The organism is uncultured Clostridium sp., assembly GCF_900547735.1.
Classification (GTDB): Bacteria; Bacillota; Clostridia; order Lachnospirales; family Lachnospiraceae; genus Otoolea.
This window is the reverse complement of the sequence record NZ_URHZ01000030.1, coordinates 46,831-57,949: the sequence shown is the minus strand read 5'-3', so window position 1 is coordinate 57,949 and position 11,119 is coordinate 46,831. Positions and strand designations below refer to the sequence as shown.

Genomic DNA, 11,119 nt, shown 5'->3' with positions numbered 1-11,119 from the left:
CCCACTCCCCCGTCCGCCGTCTTACAGAGGCGTCCTCGCATCTCAACTAAATCCCACACAATTCAGTTGACTCCCTTTCCCATTTGCATTATAATACCATTATCTATGGACGAAAGAGGGTACTGTCATGTTAAAGAGTATGACCGGGTTCGGACGTTGTGAAATTGCGACGGAAGAATATAAGATTTCAGTGGAGATGAAGGCGGTTAACCACCGTTATCTGGATCTGAGCATCAAGATGCCGAAGAAGTTTAATTTCTTTGAAGCAGGGATCCGAAACCTGCTTAAGAAGTATATCCAGCGCGGCAAGGTGGATCTGTTTATTTCCTATGAAGACTATACCGAAGGCCGGATGTCTCTTAACTACAATGCCTCTCTGGCGGCAGAATACATGGAATATTTCCGCAGGATGTCGGAGCAGTTCGGCATTGAGAACGATGTCCGGGTGTCGTCGCTGGCAAGATTTCCTGAGATCCTTACGATGGAGCAGGAGCCGGAGGATGAGGAGCATATGTGGAAGATTCTGGAGGAGGCCGTCAGCGGAGCCGCCGTCAGGTTTGTAGACAGCAGAATCACGGAAGGCGAGAACCTGAAGAATGATCTTCTGGGTAAGCTTGACTATATGACCGGTCTGGTGGACGAGGTTGAGAAACGCTCGCCGAAGATCATGGATGAATACAGAACCAGGCTGGAAGAGAAGGTGAAGGAGCTTCTGGAAAGTTCTTCCATCGATGAAGGCAGAATCGCCGCAGAAGTTACTATTTTTGCCGATAAGATTTGTACCGACGAGGAGACCGTGCGTCTCAGAAGCCATATCGAGGCTACGAAAGCGGAACTGACTGCCGGCGGAAGCGTGGGCAGAAAGCTCGACTTTATCGCCCAGGAGATGAACCGCGAGGCCAACACGATCCTTTCCAAGGCCAATGATCTGGAAGTGTCCGATAAGGCGATTGCCTTAAAGACCGAGATCGAGAAGGTCAGGGAACAGATTCAGAATATTGAGTAATGACAATTAAGACAGACGGAGACTTGTATGATGAATAATCAGGGTGTTTTAGTGGTTGTTTCCGGATTCTCGGGCGCAGGCAAAGGGACGTTAATGAAGGCCCTTCTTACAAAATATGATAACTATGCTTTATCAATTTCCGCAACAACCCGCGGCCCAAGGGACGGAGAAGAAGACGGAAGAGAATATTTTTTCAAAACACGTGAAGAATTTGAAGAGATGATAGAGAACGATCTGCTGGTGGAGTATGCCCAGTATGTCGGGAATTACTATGGAACACCGAGAGAGTATGTCGATTCCAGCATGAAAGCCGGCAAAGACGTGCTTTTGGAAATTGAGATTCAGGGAGCGCTCAAGATCAAGGAGAAGTTTCCCGAGGCAGTTCTGGTGTTTATTACGCCTCCCAGCGCAGAGGAGCTGCGCCGCCGCCTTGTGAACAGAGGCACGGAGCCGATTGAAACGATCAATGCGAGACTTTCAAGAGCTGCGAAAGAGGCCGAAGGAATTGAAAATTATGATTTCCTCCTGGTCAATGATGATATTGACGAATGTGTGGACAGGATGCACCATCTGATCCAGTCGATGCATGCCAAGGTGAGCAGTCATTTAACTTTTATCAGAACAATCAGAGAAGAAATGAAGGACTTTTGAAAGGAGCCTGATCGATTATGATGTTACGTCCATCCTATAATGATTTAATTAAAGTTGTAAACAGCGGTGTGGAGCCCGGCGACGAGCCGTTAATCCAGAGCCGTTATTCTATCGTCATTGCCACGGCAAAGCGCGCCAGACAGTTGATCGCGGGGGAAGAGTCCGCCGTACCGGCCGATGCAAGAAAACCGCTTTCCATTGCCATTGACGAGCTGTATCAGTCCAAAGTTAAGATTATCAATGACGATAATACTCCTGAAGATGAGATCGAATACTAAAGAAGAAGGCCGTCTCGCGCTGTAAAGCGCAAGGAGATGGCTTTTTATGTAATGAAAAGAACAATTGACCGATTGGAGCGAAAGAATGAAAATACTTTGTATTTCCCTGGGCTGTGATAAAAACCTGGTGGATACGGAGATGATGCTGGGCCTTTTAAATAAGGACGGCCATACATTTACCGACGATGAGAATGAAGCGGATATCATACTTGTGAATACCTGCTGTTTTATTAATGACGCAAAAGAGGAGAGCGTAAACACAATCCTTGAGATGGCGGAACTGAAAAAATCAGGCAGCTGCAAAGCCCTGATCGTAACCGGCTGCATGGCGCAGCGCTATAAGGAAGAGATTATGGAAGAGATCCCGGAGGTGGACGGCATTCTCGGCACATCCACCTATGACGAGATATCGAATGTATTGAATGCGGCCCTGAAAGGCGAGCATATGGCATGTTTCCATGATCTTTCGGCACTCCCTGAGGTGGCGGAGAAACGGATTGTGACCACGGGAGGCCATTACGCCTTTTTAAAGATTTCGGAAGGCTGCAACAAACGCTGTACCTACTGCATTATCCCATCCCTGCGCGGTCCCTACCGCAGCGTGCCGATGGAGCGCCTTTTAGAGGAGGCGTCCGGGCTTGCGGAGCAGGGGGTTAAGGAACTGATTTTGGTGGCGCAGGAGACCACGCTTTACGGAGTGGATCTCTACGGGAAGAAGACGCTTCCCGAGCTTTTACGCCGTCTTTCAAAGATTTCCGGAATTGAATGGCTCAGAGTCCAGTACTGTTATCCGGAAGAGATTACCGAGGAACTGGTCCAGGTAATTAAGGAGGAAGAGAAGGTCTGTCACTATCTGGATATTCCGATCCAGCACGCCAGCGACCGGATCCTTAAGAATATGGGAAGAAAGACGAACAAGGCGGAACTCATGGAACGGATTGCCCGTCTGAGGGCGGAGGTGCCGGATATTGTGCTCCGTACCACTTTGATCTCCGGTTTTCCGGGAGAGACGCAGGAAGATCATGAAGAACTGATGGAGTTTGTGGATGATATGGAATTCGACCGTCTGGGCGTATTTGCCTACTCGGCCGAGGAGGATACCCCCGCCGCAGCGTTTCCGGATCAGGTTCCCGAAGAAATAAAGGCTGAGCGGCGCGACGAGATTATGGAGCTTCAGCAGGAAATCGCGTTTGAGAAGGCTGAAAATATGGTCGGAAAGACTCTGGAGGTTATGATTGAAGGCAAGGTGGCGGATGAAAACGCCTTTGTAGGAAGGACCTACATGGATGCACCAAATGTGGACGGACTGATATTTGTAAGTGCGGATGTTCCCCTTATGTCCGGCGATTTCTGCCGGGTAAAAGTAACCGGAGCCCTTGATTATGATTTGATAGGAGAGATGATCGATGAATTTACCGAATAAACTGACGGTTTTGCGCGTCATAATGATTCCTTTTTTTGTTTTCTTTCTGCTGTATCAGGGAGGTGAAAACACTACCTTCCGTATGATTTCCCTGGTTCTGTTTATTGTGGCGAGCCTGACGGATCTGCTGGACGGCAAGATCGCGAGGAAATATAATCTGGTAACGAATTTCGGCAAGTTCATGGACCCGCTGGCGGATAAACTTCTTGTCTGCTCCGCGCTGATCTGCCTGATCGAGCTTGGACAGCTTCCCGCATGGATGGTCATCATCATCATCAGCCGTGAATTTATTATCAGCGGATTCAGGCTGGTAGCTTCCGACAACGGCGTTGTAATCGCCGCGAGCTACTGGGGCAAATTCAAAACGACATTCCAGATGGTGGCGGTGGTTCTTTTGATTCTGAACATACCGGCTCTTTCACTTATTACAAATCTCTGTGTCTGGGTGGCGCTTGCCCTGACCGTAATTTCACTTATTGACTATATCGCAAAGAACTTCAGGATTCTTACAGAAGGGAGCATCTAAAGATGGTTGTTGAACTGATTTCCGTGGGAACGGAACTGCTGCTTGGAAATATTGTAAACACAAACGCGCGTTACCTCTCTGAAAAATGTGCCATGCTCGGCCTGTCCGTCTATTATCAGACGACGGTCGGCGACAACAGGGAACGCATGGCCGAGGTGATAAAAACCGCGCTTGGCAGGGCGGATGTCATTGTTTTAAACGGAGGCCTCGGGCCGACGGAGGATGATATCACAAAGGAAGTCTGTGCGGAGGTGATGGGATTTAATCTCGTCGAGGACGGTTCCGTCAGGGCCCATCTGGAAGAGTGGTACAAGCTCAGGATGAAGAGCGAACTGCCCGACAGCAACTGGGGGCAGGCTCTCGTTCCGGAAGGCGCCGTGGTCTTTGAAAACCAGAACGGAACGGCTCCGGGACTTGCCATGGAGAAAGACGGCAAAATTGCGATTCTGCTTCCGGGACCTCCAGGGGAGATGTATCCGATGTTCGAAAAGCAGGTCAGCCCTTATATCCAGGGAAAACAGTCCGGCATAATCCGTTCCCAGATGATCAAAATCTGCGGTTTCGGTGAAAGCAAGGTGGAGGAGATGCTCCTCGATCTGATTGACAACCAGACGAACCCGACCATCGCAACCTACGCAAAGACAAAGGAAGTGCATATCCGTGTTACGGCCAGGGCCGAATCGGATGACGAGGCCAAGAAGATACTGAAACCGGTTGTGAAAGAGATTAAAAAACGTTTTGGCATAGCCGTTTATACGACGGATGAGAAAGAGGCGCTGGAAGACGTTGTGGTGCGCCTGCTCACCAAGTATGATTTGACCGTGACGACTGCGGAATCCTGCACGGGCGGCCTTCTGGCCGGACGTCTTGTCAATGTCCCGGGCGCATCGGAAGTATTCCGCCAGGGCTTTATCACTTACTCCAACAAGGCCAAGAGGAAAGTCCTCGATGTCAGCAAAACCACGCTCAGGAAATACGGGGCGGTCAGCGAGCAGACAGCAAAGGAGATGGCGACCGGCGGTGTATTTGCAACCGACGCCGATATCTGTGTGGCGGTTACGGGCGTGGCCGGCCCCGACGGAGGAACCCCGGAAAAACCGGTGGGACTTGTCTATATCGCATGCTACATGAAAGACAGTGTCAAAGTGGAGGAATTCCATTTTAACGGAAACAGGGAGAAGATCAGGGAGCAGACGGTAGTCCAGGCATTGGATCTGCTCAGACGTTCCGTTCTGAACCAGTATAAAAAAGACTAAGACAGCGAAAGCCCGCCCCGCGGACTTTTCATTGCCGGATATGAAGGAGAAAGGCTGAAGGGAAGAAGAATTGGGCAGTACTGATAAGAAAAAGCTGCTTTCAGCGGCGTATTATTATTCCTACACAAGATTTTTGCTTAATCTGTTCAGTTTATTTGAAGATATGGATAAAGCGGAGGCAACCGGATTCTTGGATGACTTTGCAGAAATGCTCACCGAAAAGACGGAGGCCTTTCTGGATGGAAAAAAAGAGTATCCCGGCCTGGTGGCCGTAAGAGAACGGATACTGGGCCTTTTAGACCAGATGACACTTTATCTGGACTGTTACTGTATCCATGAATACGCTCTCGACAGAATGGAAAGAAAGCTGTACGGCGCGGAACCGGTCCGGATTACCCCGGAGGTTCTGGCCGACGATCTGATGGACTTTGTCATGGACGGCGAGAACCAGCTTGATATCAACCGCCGTATCCAGGCAATCATCGGTGAACTTCCCGTCCGCTTTACAAAGAGTAAGTTTTACAGTGTCATAGAGGAGAGCCTGCGGCCATACAAAGGAAGAGACAAGGACGATCTCGACCGCATGATCGGGCGGATCCGGAGCGCGGCGGCGCTGCCCTTATTCGGGAAGGCGGGGGCGGATCCGGAACTCTTTACCGAATTCAGAGGCCTGGCCATGGAGCTTGAAAACTGTGATTATCTGAGCCTCTCTAAAGAGGAGTATAGGAATCTCAAGGACCGCTATGAGGAGAGCTATGAGAACCTTTCGTGTCTTTTAGGGCAGCTCATCTGCCTGCCGCCTCTGATTAATGATCTGTGTGTAATGATGCTGGCCGCTGCTTTTGCGGAACCGTCTCCGTATCAGGCCGTTCTTCACGAAAACCTGAGGACGGTTCTCAAAAAGAGCAGGGAAAAAGACGGGTTTTTCACGGAGGATGACGGCCGTGTTATTGAACTGTTCAGCCCTCTGGAGGGAAAACAGGAGTATTACTGGGAGCAGTATGTAAAACAGATGGATCGGTACGAATCCGGCGACGAAGATATCTTTGCGGCCGGCCAGCTCCTTTCCGGAAATTTTGCAGCGCCGCTTGCGATGAACGCAGACAGCGTGAAAGTGACGGACGAGATTTTCGAGACCTCGCTGGAACGGCTGTTTACAGAACTGGAGACGCGCCTGAAACGCACGGCGAAATTTACTTCTAGAGCCGTTATGGCAAAGGTACTTGCCGAGATTCCGGTCTGGTTTAATACGCTCGAAGAGATCCAGGCGTACATCAGGGACAGCCTGTCGCTGTGCCTGGATACGGCAGAGAAAGACGCCAGTATGGTGAATTTGAAGCAGATAATGGTGGAGGGGAATGCACTGGTATAAGCATTTATATGTAGGCCAAAAAGCCAAGAAAAAACGATTTTCGATTATTCAGAATATCCGTAAAGGCCGGTTTCAGGCCGGAGTCCATGTGATCACCCCTTCATCCGGAGGAAAAAATATCATGGATATTTATCCTGCCGCCGTGCTCCTTTCGGAATATTACAGTAAGAAAGAGGATTTACTGATTCTCGGAATTGCTGCCGACTACTATGAGGCACTGGAAGTGGTGCGCGATATTGTAGATGAAATGTACCAGAAAACAGGCGGGTTTTCCATTCAGGAATTTCTTTCTATAAATGGGCAGAGGTGAATGGAATGCTCCATATTTTGTTGCTAATATTAAAAATAGCGGGATTCCTGCTGCTTGCCGTCCTGGGACTGCTCCTATTGATCCTTCTGTCTGTCCTGCTTGTTCCGCTCAGATACAGGCTGCAGGGCTCCTATTACGGAAAGCCGGAGGGAATGTTCCGTCTGACGTGGTTTCTGCATCTTTTGTCGGTGCGGGTGAGTTATTACGGGGAACTGAAAATACTGGTCCGGATTCTGGGCTTTCCCGTATTCCGTGAGAATGGGGAAGAGGCGGAAGAAACCGTGGAGGAAGAACTTATTCCCGACGCCGAGGAGTTTATCGACGGCGTGGCGGACAGTTATACCGGTGATTTCCGAGAGGAACCGCTTCTTTCCGCACAGGAACTGGGCGGAGATGAGCCGGAGAAACCGGGGGTGGAAGAGCCGGAGGAAGAAGACGGGGCGCCGTTTTTACGGTCTGAGGAAGAAATTCCCGTGCCGCCGCATAAAGATAACGGTAAGGGAACTATTTTTTCACGCATTGCCGCCGGGATTCAGAATTTTTTCCGCAGAGTGATGCTTTTTATCAGGAATGTCATGGCGGCCCTGAAAAAGGCGGACGACTGGAAAGAAACCGTGACGGCTTTTCTGAAAGACGAAGAGAACAGGAAAACGTACCGGCTGATAAAAAAACAGCTTAAAAAGGTATTACGCCACATTTTGCCGGTGAAACTTAAAGGGAATATTACCTTTGGATCCGATGAGCCGTATATAACCGGACAGGTGCTTACCTGGGCGGCTCTTCTCTATCCCCTGTACCGCGATAATCTCGTGATTGAACCCGTTTTTGACAGACAGGTACTGGAGGGAAACGTATCTTTAAAAGGGCGCATCCGGACGGGAACGCTCCTTATGGCAGGAATCAGAGTATTGCTAAATAAAAATTTCAGGAAACAGCTTAAGCGGTTTCTGAACCGAGGAGGAATGTAATATGGCAGATAATCAGTTTTCATCTACGGTAGATGCGCTGTTTAAAGGAATGGATAATTTTGTGACCACAAAAACCGTGGTGGGAGAAGCGGTGAAGATCGACGATACGATCATCCTGCCGCTGGTGGATGTGACCTGCGGTATGGCGGCAGGCGCTTTCAGCCAGCCGTCCAAGAATAACGGCGCCGGCGGCATGAGCGCAAAGATGAGCCCAAGCGCGATCCTCGTGATACAGAACGGGGTTACAAAGCTTGTAAATATCAAGCACCAGGATGCCGTAACGAAAATCATCGATATGGTGCCCGATTTTGTGAACCGTTTCACAAGCGGCAAGGACAGCGTGATCTCCGACGACGTGATGGAGAAAGCGGAAGCGATGGCCGAAGACTTATCCGAAAAATAATGGAAAACGCTAAGATGCATCAAACGGCCAGGCCGGGCATATACTACTCATAACCGGATTATTCAGGGAGGAGACTGCCGTGAGGCGTCTATGCGGGCTTGTAATATTTTCCATTGGCATTGGAATGATGCTGGTACTCATTTTTCCCAAGAACTTCCTGTGGGTCTGTGCCGCCATCTCATGCCTGATTATCGGATATAATATGTTTTTTTGTTAAAGTGAACAAATCAGAGGGGATCTTAAAAAGAATTCCTTATTGCAGATAACGTAAGAGTCCGGCGTGCCGGGCTCTTGTGCTTATGGAAGATTTATATCATAGGAGCACTTTCAAATGATATAAAAAAAACAGCCCCCGGCAGATACCAGGGGCCACACTTTCCATGACGATTAAGCTCTTTCTACTAAACCGGCTCTTAAGCAAGAAGTACATACATACATCTTCTGAGCTCCGCCGTTAGTTTTTACCTTAACAGACTTAACGTTAGCTTTCCACATTTTGTTGGATCTTCTATGTGAGTGGCTTACTGCATTACCGAAGTGGGCAGCTTTTTCACAGATTGCACATTTAGCCATTATTGCACCTCCTTAACCGAACATTGGACTTCCTATTAAAAATCCATAACAAAATTTATAATAGCAGAAAGCATGGAATTTTGCAAGTGAAATTTAAAAATTTGTTTCTTTTTTTGTGAAAATAATGTATAATCACTAATAGCCGGATACGCAAATGCCATCCGGCATAAAAAGCTCAGTAATTGAGTAAGAAATGGAGGCTGTGAGATATGAAAGGTCGCATTAATAATAAATTAGGTTCGATCCAGATCGACCCTGAAGTAATCGCCATGTATGCCGGAACGACAGCAGTGGAATGCTTTGGCATAGTCGGTATGGCCGCTGTAAGTATGAAGGACGGGCTGGTAAAGCTGCTTAAGAGGGACAGTCTGACCCATGGCATTAATGTTTCCATCAAAGAGAATGAAATCAGCATTGACTTCCACGTCATTGTCAGCTATGGTGTAAGTATTTCAACTGTTGCAGACAACCTGATAGAGAATGTTAAATATAAAGTTGAAGAATTTACAGGCATGACGGTCGAGAAGATCAATATCTTCGTTGAAGGCGTAAGAGTGATAGATTAAGGAGGAACTACCCGTGGGTATGAACTATATAGACGCCGAGATGCTGAAAAAAGCATTTCTGGCCGGAGCAAAAGGCCTTGAGGCTAATAAAGAATGGATTAATGAGCTGAACGTATTCCCCGTGCCGGACGGCGATACGGGAACGAATATGACGATGACGATACTTTCAGCGGCCAGAGAGGTTGCGGCGATTGAAGCGCCGACCATGGAGTCTCTCGCCAAGGCGATTTCATCCGGTTCTTTAAGAGGAGCCAGAGGTAACTCAGGTGTAATTCTTTCCCAGCTTTTCCGCGGCTTTACGAAGGAAATCAAGAATGTGGACGTCATCACGACAACGACGCTTGCCAATGCGTTCAACCGGGGAACCGAGACGGCGTATAAGGCCGTCATGAAGCCGAAGGAAGGCACGATCCTCACGGTTGCCAAGGGAATGGCGGACAAGGCCTCCGAACTTGTGTCACAGACGGAGGATATTGTAGAATTTGCGCAGAAGGTGATAGAGCATGGCGACTATGTGCTGAGCCAGACGCCGGAGATGCTGCCGATTCTTAAGGAGGCAGGCGTTGTGGATTCCGGCGGCCAGGGCCTGATGCAGGTGTTAAAGGGCTGTCTGGACGGCCTCATGGGCAAGGAGATTGATTTATCCGTCGAGGGAGCGGTTAAGGCTCCCCAGGCGTCACTTCAGACCGGCAGCGCTGCCGGTGATTTCGACATTAAATTCGGTTACTGCACCGAGTTTATTGTGAATATTGAGAAGACATACAACCAGAAGACGGAACATGAATTTAAGAGCTATCTCGAATCCATCGGAGACTCCATCGTGGTGGTGTCCGACGACGATATGGTAAAGGTTCACGTCCACACCAACGATCCGGGCCTGGCAATCCAGAAAGCCCTCACCTACGGTTCCCTCTCAAGAATGAAGATTGACAACATGAGGGAAGAACATCAGGAGAGGCTGATCAAGGATGCCGAGAAACTGGCCAGGGAGCAGAAGGAAGAGGAGAAGGCCAGGGAACCGAGAAAAACATATGGCTTTATCGCCGTTTCCATCGGAGAAGGCATGAGCGGGATCTTTAAGGGCATCGGCGCCGATTACCTCATCGAGGGCGGACAGACGATGAACCCGAGCACGGAAGACATGCTCAACGCCATCGACTGTGTCAATGCCGACACCATCTACATCCTGCCGAACAACAAGAATATCATCCTGGCGGCGGAGCAGGCAAAGAGCCTTGTCAAGGATAAGAAGATTGTCGTTGTTCCTTCCAGGACGGTTCCGCAGGGAATTACGGCCATCATCAATTTTGCGCCGGATCTCTCCCCGGAGGAAAACCTGGAGCTGATGATTCAGGAGATGGGACGCGTAAAGAGCGGCCAGATTACTTATGCGGTGCGCAACACCTCCATCGACGGAATGGAGATCACCGAGGGCGATATCATGGGAATCGGCGACAGCGGCATGCTGGCGGTCGGTAAAGAGGTGGAAGAGGTAGCTCTTCAGACACTCCGCGCCATGATTGACGAAGAGTCGGAACTGATTTCCATCTACTACGGCGAGGATATTAAGGAAGAGGAGGCCGGAGTCCTGTACGCAAAAGTGCAGGAGGAGTTTACCGGCTGTGAGATAGAGCTTCACAACGGAGGCCAGCCGATCTATTACTATATGATTTCAGTAGAGTAACGGCGGGACAGGTACAATGATGATACAGAGGCAGACCAGGGCTGACGATTCCGGTCCGCCTCTGTTTCTTTCGTTAAGTGGTAATGAAAAGTCCGCGAAGCGT

13 protein-coding genes are annotated in these 11,119 nt (G+C 49.3%); 12 read left to right on the top strand and 1 reads right to left on the bottom strand.

Translation table 11 applies throughout. The features are described 5' to 3' along the window. Positions 1-127 precede the first annotated feature (127 nt). The 10 genes from QZT18_RS11390 to QZT18_RS11345 all read left to right on the top strand — a co-directional run bounded on the left by QZT18_RS11390 (position 128) and on the right by QZT18_RS11345 (position 8,193). Entirely contained in the window at positions 128-1,006 is an 879-nt protein-coding gene (locus QZT18_RS11390) for a YicC/YloC family endoribonuclease (protein ID WP_227030071.1), read from the top strand. 30 nt (positions 1,007-1,036) lie between these two features. After that, positions 1,037-1,657: a guanylate kinase gene (gene gmk, locus QZT18_RS11385; RefSeq protein WP_294148130.1), complete on the top strand. Its 621-nt coding sequence runs from the start codon at positions 1,037-1,039 to the stop codon at positions 1,655-1,657. A gap of 17 nt (positions 1,658-1,674) precedes the next feature. After that, the gene (rpoZ, locus tag QZT18_RS11380; protein WP_003504161.1) at positions 1,675-1,935 is read left to right on the top strand and encodes a DNA-directed RNA polymerase subunit omega; all 261 of its coding nucleotides are present in this window, start codon (positions 1,675-1,677) and stop codon (positions 1,933-1,935) included. An 85-nt stretch (positions 1,936-2,020) separates the two neighbouring features. Then, positions 2,021-3,358 (top strand): 30S ribosomal protein S12 methylthiotransferase RimO, encoded by a 1,338-nt coding sequence (rimO, locus tag QZT18_RS11375; RefSeq protein ID WP_294148128.1) that lies wholly within the window; start codon positions 2,021-2,023, stop codon positions 3,356-3,358. Continuing rightward, positions 3,342-3,884: a CDP-diacylglycerol--glycerol-3-phosphate 3-phosphatidyltransferase gene (pgsA, locus tag QZT18_RS11370; RefSeq protein WP_227030073.1), complete on the top strand. Its 543-nt coding sequence runs from the start codon at positions 3,342-3,344 to the stop codon at positions 3,882-3,884. Before rimO ends, pgsA begins: the two co-directional genes overlap by 17 nt. 2 nt (positions 3,885-3,886) lie before the next feature. Continuing rightward, a complete protein-coding gene (locus QZT18_RS11365; protein WP_294148127.1) occupies positions 3,887-5,140 on the top strand; it encodes a competence/damage-inducible protein A in 1,254 nt (417 codons plus the stop codon). Positions 5,141-5,210: 70 nt separating this feature from the next. Continuing rightward, positions 5,211-6,512 carry a hypothetical protein gene (locus QZT18_RS11360; protein ID WP_294148124.1) on the top strand — a complete coding sequence of 434 codons (1,302 nt, stop codon included), beginning with the start codon at positions 5,211-5,213 and terminating at the stop codon, positions 6,510-6,512. Positions 6,513-6,633: 121 nt separating this feature from the next. After that, positions 6,634-6,822 carry a hypothetical protein gene (locus tag QZT18_RS11355; RefSeq protein ID WP_243125211.1) on the top strand — a complete coding sequence of 63 codons (189 nt, stop codon included), beginning with the start codon at positions 6,634-6,636 and terminating at the stop codon, positions 6,820-6,822. Positions 6,823-6,827: 5 nt separating this feature from the next. Continuing rightward, the gene (locus QZT18_RS11350) at positions 6,828-7,790 is read left to right on the top strand and encodes a DUF2953 domain-containing protein (protein WP_294148115.1); all 963 of its coding nucleotides are present in this window, start codon (positions 6,828-6,830) and stop codon (positions 7,788-7,790) included. A gap of 1 nt (position 7,791) precedes the next feature. Beyond that, positions 7,792-8,193 carry a GerW family sporulation protein gene (locus tag QZT18_RS11345; protein ID WP_294148112.1) on the top strand — a complete coding sequence of 134 codons (402 nt, stop codon included), beginning with the start codon at positions 7,792-7,794 and terminating at the stop codon, positions 8,191-8,193. Positions 8,194-8,580: 387 nt separating this feature from the next. Here the strand turns inward: QZT18_RS11345 and rpmB are convergent, their stop codons facing one another. Next, on the bottom strand, positions 8,581-8,766 hold the full coding sequence (rpmB, locus tag QZT18_RS11340; RefSeq protein WP_125140421.1) for a 50S ribosomal protein L28: 186 nt from the start codon (positions 8,764-8,766) through the stop codon (positions 8,581-8,583). 209 nt (positions 8,767-8,975) lie between these two features. Between rpmB and QZT18_RS11335 the strand changes: the two genes are divergently transcribed. Then, positions 8,976-9,332: an Asp23/Gls24 family envelope stress response protein gene (locus QZT18_RS11335; protein WP_125140420.1), complete on the top strand. Its 357-nt coding sequence runs from the start codon at positions 8,976-8,978 to the stop codon at positions 9,330-9,332. Positions 9,333-9,345: 13 nt separating this feature from the next. Then, positions 9,346-11,016, top strand: a complete 1,671-nt coding sequence (locus QZT18_RS11330; RefSeq protein WP_294148109.1) for a DAK2 domain-containing protein — start codon at positions 9,346-9,348, stop codon at positions 11,014-11,016. The last annotated feature ends 103 nt before the right edge of the window (positions 11,017-11,119 follow it).

Excerpts from the sequence above, each read along its gene's own strand:
- pgsA (WP_227030073.1), top strand. The coding sequence starts at position 3,342 with ATGAATTTACCGAATAAACTGACGGTTTTGCGCGTCATAATGATTCCT.
- QZT18_RS11350 (WP_294148115.1), top strand. The coding sequence starts at position 6,828 with ATGCTCCATATTTTGTTGCTAATATTAAAAATAGCGGGATTCCTGCTG.
- gmk (WP_294148130.1), top strand. The coding sequence starts at position 1,037 with ATGAATAATCAGGGTGTTTTAGTGGTTGTTTCCGGATTCTCGGGCGCA.
- rpoZ (WP_003504161.1), top strand. The coding sequence starts at position 1,675 with ATGATGTTACGTCCATCCTATAATGATTTAATTAAAGTTGTAAACAGC.
- rimO (WP_294148128.1), top strand. The coding sequence starts at position 2,021 with ATGAAAATACTTTGTATTTCCCTGGGCTGTGATAAAAACCTGGTGGAT.
- QZT18_RS11355 (WP_243125211.1), top strand. The coding sequence starts at position 6,634 with ATGGATATTTATCCTGCCGCCGTGCTCCTTTCGGAATATTACAGTAAG.
- QZT18_RS11345 (WP_294148112.1), top strand. The coding sequence starts at position 7,792 with ATGGCAGATAATCAGTTTTCATCTACGGTAGATGCGCTGTTTAAAGGA.
- QZT18_RS11335 (WP_125140420.1), top strand. The coding sequence starts at position 8,976 with ATGAAAGGTCGCATTAATAATAAATTAGGTTCGATCCAGATCGACCCT.
- QZT18_RS11365 (WP_294148127.1), top strand. The coding sequence starts at position 3,887 with ATGGTTGTTGAACTGATTTCCGTGGGAACGGAACTGCTGCTTGGAAAT.
- QZT18_RS11390 (WP_227030071.1), top strand. The coding sequence starts at position 128 with ATGTTAAAGAGTATGACCGGGTTCGGACGTTGTGAAATTGCGACGGAA.
- rpmB (WP_125140421.1), bottom strand. The coding sequence starts at position 8,766 with ATGGCTAAATGTGCAATCTGTGAAAAAGCTGCCCACTTCGGTAATGCA.